The 19275-nt window shown below is 71.6% G+C and carries 14 protein-coding genes; 6 read left to right on the top strand and 8 right to left on the bottom strand.

The genetic code is table 11. The features are described 5' to 3' along the window. Positions 1-18: 18 nt before the first annotated feature. The 3 genes from RUR_RS05545 to RUR_RS05535 form a co-directional block, all read right to left on the bottom strand. Positions 19-2397, bottom strand: coding sequence for a VIT domain-containing protein (locus RUR_RS05545; RefSeq protein WP_283133766.1), 2379 nt, complete (start codon positions 2395-2397; stop codon positions 19-21). Then, a complete protein-coding gene (locus tag RUR_RS05540) occupies positions 2394-3380 on the bottom strand; it encodes a MerR family transcriptional regulator (RefSeq protein WP_283133765.1) in 987 nt (328 codons plus the stop codon). The genes RUR_RS05545 and RUR_RS05540 overlap by 4 nt, the downstream gene beginning before the upstream one ends. A 191-nt stretch (positions 3381-3571) precedes the next feature. Continuing rightward, positions 3572-6496: a P-loop NTPase fold protein gene (locus tag RUR_RS05535; protein ID WP_283133764.1), complete on the bottom strand. Its 2925-nt coding sequence runs from the start codon at positions 6494-6496 to the stop codon at positions 3572-3574. 160 nt (positions 6497-6656) lie between these two features. On the opposite strand from RUR_RS05535, the gene RUR_RS05530 reads away from it, so the two are divergent. Next, a complete protein-coding gene (locus tag RUR_RS05530) occupies positions 6657-7769 on the top strand; it encodes a DUF839 domain-containing protein (protein ID WP_283133763.1) in 1113 nt (370 codons plus the stop codon). A 3-nt stretch (positions 7770-7772) separates the two neighbouring features. Here RUR_RS05530 and glpK read toward each other — a convergent pair whose 3' ends face one another. Beyond that, positions 7773-9251 carry a glycerol kinase GlpK gene (glpK, locus tag RUR_RS05525; protein WP_283133762.1) on the bottom strand — a complete coding sequence of 493 codons (1479 nt, stop codon included), beginning with the start codon at positions 9249-9251 and terminating at the stop codon, positions 7773-7775. 97 nt (positions 9252-9348) lie between these two features. Here glpK and RUR_RS05520 point away from each other — a divergent pair, with 97 nt between their 5' ends. After that, on the top strand, positions 9349-10374 hold the full coding sequence (locus RUR_RS05520) for a 6-phosphofructokinase (protein WP_283133761.1): 1026 nt from the start codon (positions 9349-9351) through the stop codon (positions 10372-10374). Here RUR_RS05520 and RUR_RS05515 read toward each other — a convergent pair. Continuing rightward, positions 10344-11258, bottom strand: coding sequence for an MHYT domain-containing protein (locus RUR_RS05515; RefSeq protein ID WP_283133760.1), 915 nt, complete (start codon positions 11256-11258; stop codon positions 10344-10346). The two genes, RUR_RS05520 and RUR_RS05515, sit on opposite strands and share 31 nt — an antisense overlap. Before the next feature lie 297 nt (positions 11259-11555). Between RUR_RS05515 and thiI the strand changes: the two genes are divergently transcribed. Together thiI and RUR_RS05505 are read left to right on the top strand one after the other, a co-directional pair. After that, positions 11556-12764 (top strand): tRNA uracil 4-sulfurtransferase ThiI, encoded by a 1209-nt coding sequence (gene thiI / locus RUR_RS05510; RefSeq protein WP_283133759.1) that lies wholly within the window; start codon positions 11556-11558, stop codon positions 12762-12764. Positions 12765-12814: 50 nt separating this feature from the next. After that, a complete protein-coding gene (locus RUR_RS05505) occupies positions 12815-13039 on the top strand; it encodes a FitA-like ribbon-helix-helix domain-containing protein (RefSeq protein WP_283133758.1) in 225 nt (74 codons plus the stop codon). A 186-nt stretch (positions 13040-13225) separates the two neighbouring features. Here the strand turns inward: RUR_RS05505 and aroF are convergent, their stop codons facing one another. Then, the gene (gene aroF, locus RUR_RS05500; protein WP_283133757.1) at positions 13226-14272 is read right to left on the bottom strand and encodes a 3-deoxy-7-phosphoheptulonate synthase; all 1047 of its coding nucleotides are present in this window, start codon (positions 14270-14272) and stop codon (positions 13226-13228) included. A gap of 390 nt (positions 14273-14662) precedes the next feature. Between aroF and RUR_RS05495 the strand changes: the two genes are divergently transcribed. Both RUR_RS05495 and RUR_RS05490 read left to right on the top strand, forming a co-directional pair. Continuing rightward, complete coding sequence (locus tag RUR_RS05495) at positions 14663-15268, top strand: molybdopterin-dependent oxidoreductase (RefSeq protein WP_283133756.1); 606 nt, start codon at positions 14663-14665, stop codon at positions 15266-15268. An 84-nt stretch (positions 15269-15352) separates the two neighbouring features. Beyond that, complete coding sequence (locus RUR_RS05490; RefSeq protein ID WP_283133755.1) at positions 15353-16096, top strand: LytR/AlgR family response regulator transcription factor; 744 nt, start codon at positions 15353-15355, stop codon at positions 16094-16096. Between the two features lie 497 nt (positions 16097-16593). Here RUR_RS05490 and RUR_RS05485 read toward each other — a convergent pair whose 3' ends face one another. Next, positions 16594-17430, bottom strand: a complete 837-nt coding sequence (locus RUR_RS05485) for a deoxyribonuclease IV (protein ID WP_283133754.1) — start codon at positions 17428-17430, stop codon at positions 16594-16596. 36 nt (positions 17431-17466) lie between these two features. Continuing rightward, positions 17467-19251, bottom strand: a complete 1785-nt coding sequence (locus tag RUR_RS05480) for a hypothetical protein (RefSeq protein WP_283133753.1) — start codon at positions 19249-19251, stop codon at positions 17467-17469. Between the last annotated feature and the right edge of the window lie 24 nt (positions 19252-19275).

Here is a 19275-nt window from a genome sequence, read left to right as displayed (position 1 = left end):
CAGGCTCCGTGGTTCCTCCTAGGCTCCGCCTCGCTTCCAGAAGGCGCGTCGTGCGGGCCGGGCCTGCGGCGGGGGCGTGGTGATCGAGGTGAGCAGGTCGACGGTCCGCTGCCAGAGCTCGTCGAGCCGGGCCTGATCCACGGCCGTGTGATCCTCACAGCGCAGCAGTTCCTCGGCGAGTGCGGCGAGTTCCGGGGCCGCTCCCGATCCGGCCAGGAGGGCCTGGAGCCTGGTGCCGAGGTCGGCGAGGTGGATCCGGCGGTCTTCCGGGTGGACTTCGCGGAGCAGGGTCAGCTCTTGGAAGATCGCGGCGTACACGGACGGGTCCAGGCCGACGGCTTTGCGTGTCCCGGGCCCCGCGGGTGCGGGCGCGGCCTGCCTCAGGGGGAGCGGTGCCCCGGCGGGGATCGGGCCGGCGCCTCCGGGGGGAGGCGGCGGGAAAGCTGCGTGCTTGGCCCGAGGCGGCGCGGGTGCCGCTCCGGGTGGGGCGATGCCGCTGAACGCCGCTGGCGCCGCTTCGGTGAAGGCCATCGGTGCGGCCATCGGCGGCATCGCGGAGTCGAACATCATCGGAGCGGGCGGTGCCCAGCCGCTCGGCAGTTCGACCGGCTGGATCGCTCGATGCCGCGGTCCGCCTTCCGCGGCGACACGGGTGTCCACCGCGACCAGTGCGGTGAACCGGCACAGCACCCCGAAGCGGAGTGAGGTGCGGGTGATGAGCTCCTCCAGGGAACGGTCACCCGCCACCGCGTAACGGTCTTCCAGATCCCGTAGGTAGGCGCGGGCCCAGATCACCGTCGCGGCCTTGTCCGCCGTGCGGACCGCGCCGACGACCCGTTCGAAGGCCTGTCCGTCCGAGGAGGTCCCCCGTACCCGGGCGGATTCCGGCGCCGCCCCCCGCCAGCGTCCGGAGACGACCAGCGGGACCCCGGGGAAGAGGTCGCCCATGCGGGTCGTGGTCTCACCGATCAGGCCCGGGGCGTCCACGGTGAGGCCGGTGACGAGCGGGGCCCCGATCCGCCGGTGGATGTGGTCCATCGCCTCGTCGAGCCGGTCCTCGGACTCGACGAGCTCGCAGCGACCCCGGCCCGCGGCCGCGAGTCTGCCCAGGAATCCCGCGTTCACCGCGCGGTCGATGCCGACCGTGTGGACGCGGATGCCGCGGAGATCGGCCCCGGCGAGGATCTGGTCCTCGTTGCCCACCTGCCCGTCGGTGACCAGGACGAGCACTCGGTCCCGGGTGGGGTCGTCGAGCAGCCGGACGCCCAGGGTCAGCGCCGCCAGCAACTCGGTGCCGCCCCGGGCGTCGAGCTTGGCCAGGTGTTCGACGGCCCGGAACCGGTGCCGGTCGGTGGCGGCCACCAGCCCGTCCTCGGGGCTTTCCACGACGTGGTCGAAGGAGAGCACGCCGAACCGGTCCTCCGACGAGAGGGTGTCCACGATTCTGGCGGCCGCGCGCCGGGCGGCGATCATCTTCCAGCCCTGCATGCTCCCCGATCGGTCGAGCAGCAGGACGACGTCACGTGGACGGCGGGTCGCGCCTTGGCGGGGCGGTACCAGGGTGAGGGTGAAGGTGCCCTCGTCGCCGTCCTCGTCGGGGGCGACGGCCAGCGAGCTCTGCTCGGCCTCGTCCAGGACCAGGCGGAGGATGAAGTCGCGGTCGAGCCGTTCCCCGGGCCGCAGCGAGATCGTGTTCCCGGTCACCTCGACCTCGTGCAGGCTGGAGCGGAGCTCCCGGACGGTCAGTCCCGCCGGGTCGAGCCGGGCCGTGAGGGAGAGGCGCACCGGGCTCGGGAACCCGGGCAGCAGGGTCGGCGGGGTGATCCGCGAGGCGTCCGGCACCGCGTCGGTGTCCCGGACGGTGCCGTCTCCCGCAGGGAGGTCGCCGAGCGGGACGCCGGGGATGTACCGGGGGGCGACCACGAGGGGGAACCGGAACGTCGCCGCGCCGTCCTCGTACGGCAACGGCTGGCTCAGCGTCAGATGGATGCCGACCCGCTCGCCCGGGAGGATGTTCCCGACCCGGATCGTGAAGACGTCGGGCCGTTCCTCCTCGGCGATGGCGGCGCGGCGTCCGGCGGCGAGGGCCTGGTCGTAGTCCTGCCTGGCCTCGCCGCGCTCTTTCAGCACGCCTTCCACGACCCGGTCGTCGGCCTCCATCCGCAAGGCGGTGACCGCGGCGCGGGGTGGGAGCGGGAAGATGTACGTCGCCTCCAAGGGCACGTCGAAGGGGTTGCGGAACATCTGGGTGACCTCGACGCCGGAGACGAGGCCGGTGATCCGGGCCTGGACGTCGAGGCTCTCCAGCGGCAGGTTGCCGCGATCCGTGGCGAGTGCGCCGAGTCCCGCGTCCGGTGTCGTGTCGCATTCGCCGGCCGGCAGCACGGTGACGATCATGAGCTGTTCCCTTCGGGGTTCTGAGCGACGTGGGGCTGCGAGGTGGGGTGCCGCGTGGGGGGTTCGTGGCCGAGTCGTCCCAGCCGGGAGAGCCGGTCGAGCAGGGGTCGCGCGGCGCTCACCAGAGCGGCCGTCTCGTCCGGGCCGAGTCGGGCACCCGGCCCGTCGAGGAGGAGGGTCACCCCGGGGGCGAGGCGTATCCCCTGAACCAGCCGCTCGTCATGGGTCTCCGGTGTCGCCCCGGGGGCGACCCGGACGGTACGCGGCGGCCCGCTCCAGGTGACGTCGGGGGTGGCCGAGGCGGACTCGGACGATGCCGCCGGCCCGGCCCGGCCCGGTTGATTCCAGGCGAAGTCCGGCACGGCCGACGCGGGTCCGGCGGACGTGGCCGGTGCGGAAGGCTCGGCGTTGCCGGGAGCGGCCTCCGGGAACGGGACGGGGTGGGTCGGCCCGTGCCAGCCGACGTCCGGCGCCCCGGCGGGGTCGGAGCCCCACTCGAAGACGGGATCGGTGAAGTCGAAGACGGGTCCGGCGGGCGCCTCGGGAGGTGCGGGCGGCCTGGCCCAGAAGCGGCCGGGTGCGGCCCGGGGCGCGGCGGACGGGGAGGGGTCGTCGTACCGGGGGACACGGGCGACGGATTGCAGGACCGCGTCGGTCGCCCCGGCGAGCTCCGCCTGGATGTCGGAGATCTTCCGCCCTTGGGCCTGCCGTCGTTTGACGGCGACGAGCTGGAGAAGGTGCCGAGGGCCGTACAGCGCGGTCCGCCCGCGCCGGGCCAGGGGCGGGTCGACCAGGCCGATCGTGACGTACCACCGGACCAGTCGCTCGCTCGGCAGGTCCTTGACCCTGCCGCTCCCCCTGCCGTCGCCGGACGGGCCCCGCGCGTCCGGGGTCTCGGTCGCATGCGCGTCGGAGGACCGGGTCGCCTCGCCCGTGAGCGCGGCCCCGGCCTGCTCCACCAGCTCTCCGATCGTCCATTCCATACTGCAATGATGGCACTGCAATCATTGCAGTGTCAATGCCGGGTCCGAGTCGCCCCCGGCCGCGGACCGGCCCGTCCCGCGATCGGCCGGGTGCGGGCGACGGCGCCGATCGGCCGCGCGGCCACCAAGATCACTCAAGCGTGGCCCGTACCCCTGACGTCGTCGCGTCGTCCGCCCCCGGCCGGGAGGGGTCACAGGAGGCGGTCGGCGACGGGGGCGATCTCGGGATCGGCGGTGAGCAGGTCGCGGAGCGCGTCCCAGCGGGCGTGCTCGTCGTCGGCGCCTTCGGCGGCGGGGTCGCGCGGGGAGTCGAGCCCGGCGTCGTCGAGCGCCGCGCACCATTTCCGGTCGTCCTTGGACGCCGCCGCCTCCTCCAGCCGGGTGAGGGTGCTGACCTCGCCGTCCGGCCGTGAGGTGAGCCGGCTCAGCAGGTGCGGCCAGCGGATGGTCAGCGCGGCGAGCTTGGCCAGGGCGGTGTCGGCGGGGCGGGGGGTTCCGGCGAGGCTCTGCCGGTAGGTGACGTAGGAGTAGAAACGGAAGACGTTGACATAGCGCTTGAGCTCACGCGGGTTGCTGAGGGCGAGGGCGGGGAGGGCGCTCTCCACCGCGTCGTAGGCCCGCTGGTCGCTGTAGATGTCGTCGAACACCCGGTCCGCCGCGAGCCTGGTCTCCCGGGCGAGCCCGCCGAGCGCGTCGGGCCCCGGGCGCAGGCCGAGGTGGCGTTGCGCCTGGTGGGCGACCCGGTCGAGGGTGTCGCCGGTGGGGGCGAGGGCGCGGATGGCGATCTCCAGCCGTTCGACGAGGGCCGGATCGGGGGTGGAGACCTCGTCCCGGACCGCGCGGGGGCCCACCGGGCGGCCCGTGGGGGTGGGTCCGGTGGCGGGTCCGGCTGCGGACCCCCCGGGCCGCGCCGGGGCGGCGGGCGCCACCCCGAGGAGCGCGCGCACATAGGCGGAGGCCTGGGATTCGACCGGAGGCAGCGAGAGCGGAAGCTGGACGATTTTCTCCAGGAAGCGCCAGCCGAGGCCGGACCGGCCGTCCCGATCGCCCGAGCGCAGGTTCCCGGCGAGGTCCGGGTGGGCCGCCTCGATGTGGGCGGCGACGAGTTCGGGCTCCATCGCCAGCACGAAGACGCAGCCGGGGAAACCGCCCGCGAGGAAGAGGTTGATCGCCTCGATGACCTGGGCGACGGTGTCGGACGCGCAGCGGTCGAGGTCGTCCACGAAGATCACCAGAGGCCGGTCCTCGGTGGCGACGAGCTTGAGCACCCGGCGCATGTCGGTCTGGACCAGGTGCAGGAACCCGGTCCGCGCCCGGTATCCGGGCTCAAGGATCAGGTTGCCGAACACGTCGGGCTGCTGGACGAGCCGCCCGAACACCGTACCCGCGGACTCGGAGAGGAACCGCGCGAGCCGTACCCCTCCCGCCACCAGGACGGCGAGCGCCCCGCCGACGCCGACCCCCGCCGCGGTCTGGTCCAGCGCGGCGGTGAGGCCAGGCAGGACGACGCCGAGGGTGAGGCTGCCACCCGCCAGGACGAGTGTGACGACGAGGGCGAGGAGCGCGGGGAGGAGCCGGGAGGCGGCGAGCCGGTAGGCCCGCCCGCGTACCTCGTCGCGGTCGATCCGCGCGAGGTTGAGTTCGAGCCAGAATCGCTCCCGGTCGGCCACGGGGAGCCGCTCCACGACCTGGCTGACGATCTCGTGGGCGAGCCCGGACCAGACCTGCTCCCCGGTCTGGTACATCCACGGGTTGAACCAGACGGTGGGCCGCCAGCCGGGCTGCTCCACCTCGGGTTCAGCACTTCGGCCGGGCGCTTGCTCAAAAGAGGACGGGCGGCGGAGCAGCCGGAGCACCTCGCGGTTGGTGACGGCCCTCCGGGAGCTTGTGGTGAAGGCGATCCGGCCTGCGGCCCCGACGGACGCGCCGGGGTCGAGCAACTCCTGGATCATGCGCATCAGCGAGGTCTTGCCGGAGCCCCACGGGCCGTGGATCCCGATGGTGAGCGGGGGCCGGGTCTCGGGGGAGCGGATGAAGGCGGTGATCGCCTCCGCGTGGACGCGGTGGCCGAGCTGGTCGGCGGTGGTCCAGCGGTCGGGGGTGAGCAGGGCCCGGGGGCAGGGGGCCCGGCGTCCGGCCCGCCGGCGCCGCATGCGCAGGCTCAGCTCCGGCAGGACCTCGGGTTCCACCGCGGACAGCAGCGCGGCGGCGAACACCCGCGTGCTCGGGTCCGGCGCCGGGGCGAGCCCCCACCGGCACAGTTCGTCCCACGCGGCGTCGGCGTCGGCGTCGAGCATCACGTGCGCGACCTCGGCGGTGAGTTCCTCGTTCTCGGGCAGCAGCGCGGATCGCCGCAGCAGCGCCTGGGCCGCCGGGCTCAGCCGCTCGTGGTAGAGGGTGTGGAGTACGGCGCCCACCCCGGGGTCGTCGGTCAGCCCGAGTTTGCGCAGCAGCTCTCGGTGGGACGCCCCGTGCGGCGGGAGGTACGGCGGCAGCGCGGGTACGGCGCACGCCTGGTGGTCGAGCAGGAACGGCCTGCGGCTCGATCCCGCGAGCCTGCCCATCGCGTACGCGTGCAGATCCGCCACGGTGATCACGCCGTCGGCGTCGGTGTCGGCCGCTCCCGAGACGACGCCTTCGGCGATCACCTCGGTCAGCGAGGGGGCCGCGGGGTCGGCGGTCGCCGCCCGGGTGGACAGGGCGGTGGAGAGGACGGCGGCGGCGACGGGCGGGTCACCGGGGACGTCGAGGCGGCGCACCCCGTCGCCGAGGCCGTCCGGGCCGGTGTCCACCAGCCAGCCGAAGTCGACGACGAGCAGGAGCGCGGCGGCCGGTGTGCGGTCCGTCTCCGCGCTGAACTCGCGCATCAGGGTCACGAAGTCGCGGGAGTTGAGCCCGGTGGAGCCGGAGACGCGTACGAGGAGCAGGTCGCCGGGCTCGGCGCCGGCCAGGAACGCCGCCGTCCTGGCCCGTTCCTCGGCCCCGGTGACCGGGGGCACGGTCTCGACGGCGAAGCCGCGCACGGCGAGGGCCGCGGCGAGCCGCCGGCCCGCTTCGTCCGGGCCCGGCGCGTCGGTGAGGATCAGCGCCCGATACGCCCCTGTGATCTGCGACATCGCCTTGGACTCTAGGCGCGCCGCGTCGGCCGGGCCGGGTGATTTGCCGGATCTTGCCCTCGCGCTGTGATCCTTTTCTGCGGGATGTTCCCGTGGACTTTATGACGTATTCCCGCCAAGTTCGCGGAGGGGTCCTACCGTGGACGCCGAGGAGGTTTCGATGAACCGTTCCACGCTGCGAAGCCCCGGAGTCCTGCGCGGCAACCCCGTTCCCGTCGTCGGGGCGCTCTGGCGGGCGGCGCATCTCGCCGGGTCCGGTTCCTCGTCCGGCCCCGGCCCGTACGGTCCGCTGTGCACACCGGACCGGCACGGACTCGCCCTGCCGTGGGGGTTCACCGCCAAGGTCGTCGCGGCGAGCGGCCACCGGGTGGGCGGGCTGACCTGGCCGGCCGCTTCGGCGGCGGGGGCGTGCCTGCCCGACGGGCCCGGCTGGGTGTACGTCTCCAACGCGGCGGCCCCCGTGCTCGGCGGGGTCTGCGTGATCCGGTTCGGCGCCGAGGGGACCCCGCGGGGGGCCTGCCGGGTCCTGTCGGGGACCGATCGCAACCGGGCGGGCGGGCCGACACCCTGGCGGACCTGGCTTTCGGCGGAGGACACGGCGCGCGGGCGCCTGTTCGAGACCGATCCGTACGGCGTCCACGCGGCGATCCCCCGGCTGGCGACGGGACGGTTCCGGCGCGGGGACCTCGCCTGCGACCCGGAGCGGGGCACCGTCTACATGGTGGAGGACGAGCCGGACGGATGCCTCTACCGTTTCCGCCCCGCCATCTGGGGCGACCTCTCCAGCGGCGTGCTGGAGGTGATGGCCGGGCCGCCCGGATCCCCGGCCGCGGTGCGCTGGGAGCGGGTGCCCGACCCCTCGGCCTCCTGCGAGCCGCTCCGGGCCCAGGTGCCGGCGGCGCGGCGCTTCGACGGCGCGCGGAGCCTGCACCACTCCGCCGGGGTCTGCTACTTCGCGGCGGGCGGCGACGGGCGGGTCTGGGGGTACGACACGCGCGCCGCGCGGCTCGACGTCGTGTACGACGCGCACACCGCGGGCGGCTCCCCGGCCGCCGGGCTGAGGATGCCGGACCTGCTCGTGGCCGACGACGCCGAAGGCGGAGTCCGGGCCGACACGGTGACCGGTACGGGCGGCGCCGCGCCCTTCCTGGAGCTGACCGGGGAAGACCGGCCGGGGATCGAGGACATGACGTTCTCCCCGGACGGCCGCCGCCTTTACCTGGCCACCCGGCAGGCCGTCTACGAGATCTCGGGCCCGTTCCCGGGCGAATGAGGGTCAGGCCCAGGACTTGGCGCGTTCGACGGCCGAGCGCCACCGGGCGTACCCGTCCCCGTCCCGGGCCTGCCGGGCCGAGGGCTCGAAACGCCGGTCCAGGCGCCAGGTCTGGCGGAGTTCGGCGACCGAGGACCACACCCCGGTGCCGAGCCCCGCGAGGAACGCCGCCCCGAGCGCCGTGGTCTCCTGGATCTCGGGCCGCTCCACCGGGCTGCCCAGCTGGTCGGCCTGGAGGGACATGAGCAGGTCGTTGCCGCTCGCCCCGCCGTCCGCCTTGAGCACGGGGACGCTCAGTCCCGCCTCCCCGGTCATGACGTCGACGACGTCGCGCACCTCGAACGCGATCGCCTCCAGGGTCGCCCGGACCAGGTGGGCCCGGGTCGTTCCCCGGGTGACCCCGATGATCAGGCCGCGGGCGTCCGGGTCCCAGTGCGGGGCGCCGAGCCCGGTCAGCGCGGGGACGAAGACGACGCCGCCCGAGTCGGGCACGCTCCGGGCGATCGCCTCCGACTGGGGCGCCGCGTCGATCAGGCCGAGGCCGTCGCGCAGCCACTGGACGGCCGCGCCGGTCACGAAGACGGCGCCTTCGAGGGCGTAGGTCAGCTCACCGGCGGGGTTCTCCCAGGCGACGGTGGTGAGCAGCCCGGCCTCCGACCGTACCGGCGTGTTCCCCGTGTTGATGAGCACGAAGGAGCCGGTGCCGTAGGTGCACTTCACGTCCCCGGCGTCGAAGCAGGTCTGGCCGAAGAGCGCGGCCTGCTGGTCGCCCGCGATCCCGGCGATCGGGAGGCGCAGGCCGAAGAACTCCCCGGGGTCGGTGCGGCCCGCCTCGCCGTAGGAGGGCACGATCCGGGGGAGCGCCCGGTGCGGTACCCGGAAGAGCTCGCACAGCTCGGGCGACCACTCTCCGGCGACGATGTCGAACAGCAGGGTCCGCGAGGCGTTGGAGGCGTCGGTGACGTGCACGGCCCCGCCGGTGAGCCTGCTGACGAGGTAGGAGTCGACGGTCCCGAAGACCACGCGGCCGTCCTCGACCCCCTCCCAGACCCGCGGCTCGTGGTCGGCGATCCAGGTGAGTTTGGTGGCGGAGAAGTACGGGTCGAGCCGGAGCCCGCTCAGCTCGGCGACCCGGCTCTCGTGCCCCTGCTCCTTGAGGGCGGAGCACAGGGCGGTGGAGCGCCGGTCCTGCCAGACGACGGCGCGCCGCGGCGCCGCCAGGGTCCTGCGGTCCCACAGGACGACGGTCTCCCGCTGGTTGGTGATCCCGATCGAGGTGGGGGGCGTGCGGGCGTGTTCGAGTGCGGTACAGCACGCGCTCAGCGTGGCCTGCCAGATCTCCTCCGGACCGTGTTCGACCCACCCGGGCCGGGGAAAGTGCTGAGTGAACTCCTGGTAGCCGCGGGAGTCGATCCGTCCGTGCTCGGTCACGACCAGGGCGGTGACACCGGTGGTCCCCGCGTCGATCGCCAACACACTCATAGAGGCTCCGATGGTCTAGACCACTGGCTCCCGGCTCGGGCAGAATGCTCGTCGGGTCTTAACAGTCTTACCGGGTGGATATGGAAAGGAACATGCTATGCGGATCGGAGTGCTGACCGGGGGTGGTGACTGCCCAGGGCTGAACGCGGTCATCAGGGCCGTCGTCCGCAAAGGGATCAAAGAGTACGGACATGAGTTCGTCGGATTCCGGGACGGCTGGCGCGGGCCGCTCGAGGGGGAGACCCGGGAGCTGGACATCGCGGCGGTCCGCGGCATCCTGCCGCGCGGTGGCACGATTCTCGGCTCGTCGCGGACCAACCCCATAAAGATCGAGGGCGGGGTCGACCGGATCAAGGACAATCTGGCCTCGCTCGGCGTCGACGCGTTGATCGCCATCGGCGGGGAGGACACCCTGGGCGTCGCCACCCAGCTGCACGACCTCGGCGTCAACGTGGTGGGTGTGCCCAAGACGATCGACAACGACCTCGGCGCCACCGACTACACCTTCGGGTTCGACACGGCCGTCAACATCGCCATGGAGGCGATCGACCGTCTGCACACGACCGCCGAGTCGCACCACCGGGCGCTGATCGTCGAGGTCATGGGCCGGCACGCGGGCTGGATCGCGCTCCACGCCGGGATGGCCGCGGGCGCGAACGCCATCCTCATCCCGGAGAACCCGTTCGACGTCGAGAAGGTCTGCGAGTACGTGCGGAACAGGTTCCAGAGCCGGTACGCGGCGATCGTCGTGGTGGCCGAGGGCGCGCACCCGCTGGAAGGGCAGATGTCGCTGTCGCACGGCGAGCTCGACTCCTTCGGCCACGTCCGCCTCGGCGGGATCGGCGAGTTCCTCGCCCGCGAGATCGAGAAGCACACCGGCAAGGAGGCCAGGACCACCGTCCTCGGCCACATTCAGCGCGGGGGCACCCCCACGGCCTTCGACCGGGTCCTGGCGACGCGCTTCGGCCTGCAGGCGATCGACGCGGCGCACGAGCGGGACTTCGGGAAGATGGTGGCGCTGCGGGGCACCGACATCGTCCGGGTCCCGCTCATCGAGGGGACCAAGGAGCTGAAGACGGTTCCGATCGAGCGCTACCGGGAGTCCGAGGTCTTCTTCGGCTGATCGGCCGGGCCGGTCTGGTCCACCGGCTCGAACAGGGAAGTCCGTGCCGAGGTGGCGCCCTGCCGGTGCGCACCCGGCCGGCCTTCCCGGACCGGCCTGCCGGTCCGGGTGTCGGCGGGCGGACCGGGCCTGCCGGCCGCCGGGGGCCGTACCTCCTGTTCGGCGAGTCGCCGCCGGGCTTCGATCCGGTCGAGCAGGTCGGCCTCCTCCCGCAGCTCCGATTCGCTGGGCGTGAGGAGCACCGTGGTGAGCAGGCCCACGGTGAGGACGCTGATCCCGACGATCAACGGGAGCAGGAAGTCGGTCGAGTCGGCCCCCGTGGGCTGTCCGAGCGACTCGTCGATGCCGACGCTCATGGCGGACATCCCCGTGTAGTGCATCCCGCTGATCGCCACCCCCATGATCATCGCGGCTAGAACGGTCCACACCAAGCCCCGGACGCGCAGGGTGAACCAGAGGGCGACGGTGCTGGCGACGACGGCGATGACGCACGAGGCGATCACCAGCAGCGGGTCGTAGCCGACGTGTCCCGGCATGTTGAGGGCGGCCATCCCCAGGTAGTGCATGCTCGCGACGCCGGCTCCCGCGATCAGGCCGCCGACGAGCAGGGCCGGGCGCCTGCCCCCGCCGTAGGTCAGGATGACCAGGCCCACCCCGACCACGACGATCGCCACCACCGCGCTGGCGACCGTGACGGGCACGTCGTACCGGATCGGGACCCGGTCGACCGAGAAGCCGAGCATGGCGATGAAGTGCATCACCCAGATCCCGGTCCCGCCGATGCAGATCGCTCCCCAGATCAGCCAGCGCAGCCGGGCGCCGCCGCGCATGCCCCTGGCCCGTGAGGTGAGCAGGAGACCGAGCAGGGAACCCAGTGTCGACATGAGGTACGCGAGTACCGGCGTCAACAGCCCATACGCGAAATGGTTGATATGTCCCATTATCAGTCACCTTGGCACTTGTTCTGTGTGATTGAAGCATTCTGTCGTTACTGACGCCTGAGTGGCGACCCGGGGTTACCGGCACGACCTGGGGCTGTCTTGGGGATACATTTAGACACCGGGAAGTTTCCGCCGGAGCGCGGGCGTTGCACCGACCAGAGGACCCCCGTCCCCGCACTCGCATCGGTGTGCGATCCCGGCTCCGGCCGTGCTCTCTCCGTCAGTCTGTGAGGTATCCCCGTGTCCGTCGCGACCAAGCTGAGCGAGCCCTGCGTGCTGCTCAAACTCGGCGAAGTGGTCCTGAAAGGCGGGAATCGCGAGCTTTTCGAGCAGCGGTTGCAGGCCAACCTGAGGAGCGCGCTCAAGCCGTTCGGGATCAACGTCGACCTTCGGCAGCGGCACGGGGTGATCGTCCTGCTCCTCCCGGCGGGCACCTCGGTCGAGATCGCCGAGCAGATCGCCGCCCGGGTCTCCGACGTGATGGGCCTGGTCTGGGTCCACCGGGCCTGGCGGGTGCCCAAGGACCCCGACGCGCTGGTCGCCGCCGCGCTCGAACTCCTCGAAGGGCGCGAGGACGTCGCGCGGAAGGTGAGCTTCGCGGTCCGGTCCCGCCGCCGGGACAAGCGGTTCCCCCTCACCTCGACCGAGATCGACCGGCTGGTCGGCGGGATAATCAACGACGTGCACGGGCTCCCCGTGGACCTCTCCACGCCCGAGCTCACCGTCCAGATCGAGGTGGACCGGGACGAGGCGTTCGTCTTCACCGGCGGCCTGGCCGGTCACGGCGGGCTGCCGGTCGGGATCAGCGGCCGGGCCCTGGTGCTCATGTCCGGGGGGATCGACTCGCCGGTGGCGGCCTACCGGATGATGCGGCGCGGCCTGCGGGTGGACTTCCTCCACTTCTCCGGCATCCCCTTCACCGGACCGGAGTCGATCTACAAGGCGTACGGGCTGGTGCGGGAACTCGACCGGTTCCAGGGCAACTCCCGGCTGTACGTCGTCCCCTTCGGCAAGGCGCAGCAGTCGCTGAAGTCCTCGGGTGAGGACCGGCTCCTGGTGGTCGCGCAGCGCAGGCTGATGCTGAAGACGGCCGCCCGGGTCGCCCGGCGCCTGCGCGGAAAGGCCCTCATCACCGGGGACTCGCTCGGCCAGGTGTCGTCCCAGACCCTGCAGAACATCACCGCGCTGGACGACGCGGTCTCCATGCCCATCCTGCGTCCGCTGATCGGCATGGACAAGACGGAGATCATCGCCGAGGCGCGCCGGATTCGCACCCTGGGCATCTCCGAACTCCCCGACCAGGACTGCTGCACCATGCTCGCCCCCCGGCGGGTGGAGACCAAGGCGAAGATCGACGACCTGCGCCTCATCGAGAAACGCCTGGACGCCGACGAACTCGCCTCCCGCCTCGCCGGATCCGTCCAGGAATACCACCCGGTCTGCGGCTAATGCGGCTTAGGCCGGATACGTGCAGGCAGTCTGCCCGTTAGGCTCGCATCGTGGGAACCATTCAGATCCGGAACGTCCCGGAAGCGACGATATTGGAACTGAAGGCCCGTGCGGAGCGAGCAGGCCGGTCGCTCTCGGCCTACCTGCGAGAACTCCTGAACGAGGAGGTCTCCACCCCGCCGATCGGCGAGGTGATGGCCGGGATCGCGGCGAGTGAGCCGATCCCGTACGACCCGGACTTCATCCGGGAGACCATCCGTGACGGCCGCCTGTGAGCACCTCTTTCATTGTCCGGCCAATCAGGTAGGCGGCAACCTGCCGCGGCCGACCGGTCGGATGGGTGCGCCGGAATCCGGGGGCGGGGAACGAACGCCGTACGGCCGGGGGCTCGTGGCCACCGGCCGTACGGGATCAAAATGTCGCGCGGTCACGCGGAGGGGAGCCGGGAGCGGGTGGCTCGGTCAGACCGCGGCGGGGGTGGGCTCGGGGGTCGGGGTCGCGGTGCGGCCCATCAGCGGCGGGAACTGGCGCATGATCCTGGCGAGTTCCCGAAGGTCCCCGTCGACCAGTGCCTGCGGGCCGTCGCAGAGGGCCGTCTCCGGGTGCGGGTGGACGTCGATGATGACGCCGTCCGCGCCGACCGCGATCGCCGACCGGGTGAGCGGCAGCACCAGGTCCCGGCGGCCGCCCGAATGCGACGGGTCGATGATCACAGGCAGGTGGGAGAGCCGCTGGGCGACCGGCACGGCCGAGACGTCGAGCGTGTTGCGGGTCGCGGTCTCGAACGTCCGGATCCCCCGCTCGCACAGGACGATGTCGAGGTTGCCGCGCTGGGCGATGTACTCGGCCGCCATCAGCCACTCCTCGATCGTGGCGTTCATGCCGCGCTTCAGCATGACCGGCTTGCCCGCCGAGCCGACCGCCTGCAGGAGGGCGAAGTTCTGCATGTTGCGGGTGCCCACCTGGAGCATGTCGGCGTAGGAGGCGACCAGGTCGACGTCGTGGGCGTCGACCACCTCGGTCACGATCGGCAGGCCGGTCTCGGCCCGTACCTCGTCCAGAATCCGCAGGCCGGCCTCGCCGAGACCCTGGAAGGCGTACGGCGAGGTGCGCGGCTTGTAGGCGCCGCCGCGCAGCAGCGAGGCGCCCGCGGCCTTGGCCATCACCGCGGCGTCCAGCGTCTGCTCCGGGGTCTCCACCGCGCACGGACCGGCGATCAGCGTCACCGTGTCCGGTCCGATGAGGACGCCGCCGACGCTCACCGAGGACCGGTCGGGATGGTTCTCCCGGCTCACCAGCTTGTACGGCGTGGAGACGCGCATCACGTCCGCGACGCCGTTCATGCCGCGCAGGTTCAGTGCGCTGAACTGGGTCAGGTCTCCGATGAGGCCGATGACGGTGCGGCGCACGCCTCTGCTGACGAACGCCTCGCCGCCGGCCGCGCCGACCAGTGAGACGAGCGCCTCGATATCGCTGTTTGTGGCCTCAGGGGCCATGACGATGACCATGTCTGTCCACTCCCGCTCATAGTTTCTCCACGTGATGCGCGTCCGGGTGCCGTGCCGGCCTGCCGATGAAACGACGAAGGCCCCGGGTCGGAATCCGAACCCGGGGCCTTCGCTCATCAGCCTGTCAGCGCAGCGTCTGATGGCGAGCGGTCCGCCCAGCGGGTCCGTCGCCATACCAATAAAACCAGAACGCAGTACGCATCGATTGAAAGAATACCGTACGGCGGTCAAAGCCGGACCCGGTGGGGGCCGGCGCGGGGGCTTGGGGGACAGTGGCAGGATGACCCCTGTGATGTGTCATCCCGGGAGACCGGTCTCCCGGACCCCCCGGCGGCGCGCCCCGAGGTCGTCCGTCCCGCCCGCCGGTCTCGTGCGCGGGATCGGGCGCCCGTGAGCGAGGAGCCGGAGAACCGCCTGCCACCCGGGCAGTACGTCCCCCGCGGACGCCCGGTGATCCATTACGGGCGGGTGCCGCGGTTCAACCCGGACACCTGGATCTTTCAGATCTTCGGCGCCACGGCCTCCGGGAAGGAGCACCGCCTCTCCTGGCCGGAGTTCGAGCGGCTGCCCAAGAGGACCGTTTTCGCGGATTTCCACTGCGTGACCAGGTTCTCCATCATGGGCAACGAGTGGTGCGGAGTCTCTCCCGCCACCCTCCTGGAGCTGGCTCCGCCCGCGCCCGGCGTACGGCATGTGATGGTGTGGGGGGAGTACGGCTACAGCGCGAACATGCGGCTGTCCGACTTCGTCGCGGACGACACCCTGTTCGCTCTCGAACTCGACGAGAATCGGATCACGCCGGAGCGGGGGTTTCCCCTCCGCCTCGTCGTCCCGCGGTTGTACGCCTGGAAGAGCGTCAAGTGGGTGCGCGCCCTGGAGTACCTCACCGAGGACCGGCGGGGGTTCTGGGAGGAGCGCGGCTACCACAACCTCGCCGACCCGTGGCGGGAGCAGCGGTACTCCTATCAGGAGGAACCCGGCGACGGACCCCTCTAGTTCCATTACACAGGGCTATTGTTTGATTGCCTTGTGTGACGGATCGCTTGCGGGCGCCCGGGTGGGCGGTGCAGCGTGGGGGGCATGTTTCGTGTCCTCGCGGTCGACGATGAGGCCCCCGCGCTGGATGAGCTCGCCCATCTGCTGCGGCGCAACCCCCGCATCGAGCGGGTGGAGACCGCGACCTGCGGCGTCTCGGCGCTCAACACCCTGATGCGGATCTCCGCCGAGGGTGGGCGGCTGGACGGTGTCTTCCTCGATCTCCGGATGCCCGGCCTGGACGGTCTGGACTTCGCCAGACTGGTCGGCGGATTCCCCGACCCGCCCCGCCTGGTGTTCGTGACGGCCTACGACGACGCCGCGGTGCAGGCGTTCGAGCTGGCGGCGGTCGACTACCTCCTCAAGCCGGTGCGACCGGAACGTCTGGCGGAGGCGGTGCGCCGGCTCGGCGGGCAGAGGTCGGTGTGGGAGGCCGGACGGGACGACCTGATCCCGGTGGAGCTCGGCGGGCGGATCCGGTTCGTCGACCGGCAGGCCGTCTGGTACGCCGAGGCGCAGGGCGACTACGTCCGGCTGCACACGGCCGAGGGGAGCTATCTGGTGCGGATGTCGCTCGCCGCGCTCGCCAGGCGGTGGGGGGGCGACGGTTTCCTGCGCATCCATCGGAGCACCCTGGTTTCCGCCAGGCACGTCGCCGAGCTCCGTTTCGACGGCGGACGGGCGTGGGTCCAGGTGGGGGGCGAGCTGCTCTCGGTCAGCAGGCGGCACACCCGCGAGGTGCGGGAGCGACTGGTGCGCAGGTTTCGGTTGCAGGGGCGGCGGGATTGATCCCGGCCGAATCCCCGTCGAGCCCCGATCCGGTGCGGGGCCTGCACGTCCCCTGGATACCCTTCAGCGCCTATCTCGACCGTTCGTCGCAGAGAAACCACCGTTCATCCGTCGGAGACCATCCGTATATCGCTAACTATCCGCCGCTTGTCGCGCGGGCCGGAATCCGGGTATCACCGATGTGATCACACATCGTAGTGTTGTCGAGTCGGTGGACTACACCGCGTGATCGGGGGAGCGGGCCGCGCCACGTCAACGGGTCAGTGGCGGGGCGCGACCGGATACGCGGACCGACGGTGGTTCTCCGCCGCGATGCCGCGTCAGGCCTCGTGGTGGTGCCTGGGGAGCGCCGACCGCGTCGGGCGGTGAATCACCGGCTGCCGGGCCCCTGTTCGGGGCGGGGCTCGGCGGTTTTTTTCGTCGTGACGGGGTGTCGGAGGACCGAGGGGCCCGGCCTCAACGGGGGCGGCCGGGTCGAGCACCCCGTCGCACCGCGATCAGTCGCGGAGCTTCTTCAGCAACGCCACGTCCTTGGCGTGCGTCTCGGCCTTGCCGGGGGTCTCGATCACCATCGGCGTGAACTTCGACACCGGGTGCCGCATGATCTCGGCGAAGGCCTGCTCCCCGATGTGACCGGCGCCGATGTTCTCGTGGCGGTCCTTCTTCGAGCCGCAGACGTCCTTGGAGTCGTTGGCGTGGATCAGCTTGAGCCGTCCCGGAGCCACCTCGTGCAGGGCGTCCAAGGTCTGCCCGACCCCGTCCTCGGCGGCGAGGTCGTGCCCGGCCGCGAAGACGTGACAGGTGTCCAGGCAGACCCCCGCCCGGGGGTGGTTCTCCAAGGCCGCAAGGTAGGGCCCGAGGTCCTGCACGGTGGCGCAGAGCACCTGCCCCTGCCCCGCCATGGGTTCGAGCAGGAGATCCGGACCGTCGTCGGGGATCTCCTCCAGCAGCGGGAGCAGGTGCTCGTGGAGCTGGCGCATCGCCGCTTCCTTCGACTGGCTCACCGCGGACCCGGTGTGCACCACCACGCCCTTGGCGCCGATCTCGGCGCCCCGGCGCAGCGTGTACCGGACGACCTCGACGGAGCTTTCGAGGGTCGAGGGGTTGGGTGAGCCGAAGTTGACCAGATAGCAGGCGTGCACGAAGGCCGGCACGGCGGACTCCCGCAGCTTGGCGTCCTCTTCCGGATGCGCGGGCGGCAGAGCCCAGCTTCTGGGGTTGGTGACGAAGACCTGGATCGTCTCCGCGCCGATGGAGTCCGCGTAGCGCAGGCCACCGGTCGCCAGTCCGCCGCTGACGGAGACGTGTCCGCCGATGAGAGGTGTCGATGCCATAGTCACCTCAGCTTACGGGTCCCGGTTACGATCCGGTCAGGTACTCCGCGCCGCGTTGTGCTGGGTCGCCTTGGCGTTCGAGCCGACGGAGAACGGGCCGCTGATCGTCCCGCCGCTCATCATCACCCCGTGGTTGTTGACGATCTCGGCGGCCCGCTGCCGGTAGCCGGTCGTGTCCACGTCACGCTCTTCCAGGAAGTCGAGCACGGCCTCGGTGAGCCGCTGCTCGATGAGCTTGGTGTACTTGGTCACGTCCAGGGCCTGCATGTAGGTCTGCAGGTCGCGGGCCGCGCCGAGCTCCCGGACGCTGAGGACCGCCCCGTAGGGATAGACCAGGGACTCGCTCGGCTCCTTGGCCGTCGCCCGTTCCCTGGCGAGCTGAAGGCCGGTGCGGATGAGGCGGGGCAAGGCGGCCACGATGTCGCGGAGCATGTGAAGCTTGACCGCCTTGACGGCTTCCCAGGCGATCCGGGCGGGGGTCATCCTCGGCAGGTCGTCCACGACGTGGTAGTGGTTCGCGACCGGGGGGAGCACGGTGACCACGAACTGGGTGTAGAGCATCCGGCCTTCCACCGCCAGGTAGATGAAGGCCGACGTCGTCACCTCCTGGTCCTCGGCGGGCGCCACGAGCCGGCCCGCCTCGTCGCGGATCTCCTGCGTCTGGTTGCCGACGACGATCCGCTGGTAGTAGCGGACTCCGCCCTGCGGATGGCGGATGATCGCCTTGATCTCCTCCGCCGTCGCCTGGTGGCGGGGCAGCCCCGTCTGCTGATCGATCAGCGGGTGCGCGGCCACGTTCAGGTAACGTCCGTCACCCGCCCGGTCGGCGAGGGAGAAGACGCCCCGGGCCACCACGTGGTCGCCGACGACGAGCCGGTCGACGCTCTCATTGGGTCGCAGGACCGCGGTGCGCATCTGGGAGAGCCTGTCCCGGACGAAGGCGTGCAGCTCGACGGGGTCGATGTCGATCGGCTGCTCCGTCCGCTTCCCCGGTGACCCGGGGGAGCTCGCCCGTTTCCGGTCGAGTTCGACGGCGATGGACCAGATCCGGTCGAGCTTGCCCGAGCCCATGAACGGGTTCTCGTCGGCGTAGAGGGTGATGTTGCCCCACTGGGCGCGTTGCAGGTGCTCCAGGCGCCGCCGGGTCCTGGCGTTCTCGGCCGTCGGGGACGGGCTCGCCGCCCCGGGGCGGAGGGTGCCGGCCAGGGTCCGGTAGACGAAGACGCGGTAGCCGAGCGCGACCAGGACGGTGGCGATCGGAATGAGCAGGGTGACGAACAGCTCGCCCAGTGTGGCGAACGGGGACTCGATGAGGAGCTCCCCGGTCTCGAAGTCGTACGACGAGCTCGGACCGTCGAACTGGTCGAGGAGGTACGGCACGAACAGGAACGGGAAGAGAATCACCCCGATGAGCATGAGGACGCCCCAGAGACCTTTGACCATGCTCCGGGTGACGGAGTTCCGGCCGCGCGTCCGCGCCGATGCCAGCAGCGCGAACGGCACGAGCAGCACCAGCCACCACACGGTCGTCGAAAAGCTGATGATCAGGCCGAGGAGCAGGATTCCGGCGATCAGGGCGTCCCGGCCGATGAGCATGCGCCGAGCCCGGATGCAGTGCTGGATCACCGGCCCCAGGTCGAAGCCGAAGGACGGCGGGACCGCGCGAAACTCGTGGAGCGTCGTCTCCTCAAGCGTCCGGTTGCGGAACGTGGAGTCCAGGTAGGCCCCGGCACACAGGTACCTGGTCGCGTTGCTCATCCGCGGCGTCTGCCCGGGGGGCGAGGCGGGCGGGGGCTCGGCCGGTGGCTCCTCGGGGATCATGTCGACCTCTCGGGTGGGGGTATC

Source organism: Rhizohabitans arisaemae, assembly GCF_025996515.1.
GTDB classification, from domain to species: Bacteria; Actinomycetota; Actinomycetes; order Streptosporangiales; family Streptosporangiaceae; genus Rhizohabitans; species Rhizohabitans arisaemae.
This window is presented reverse-complemented; position numbering and strand designations above follow the sequence as displayed.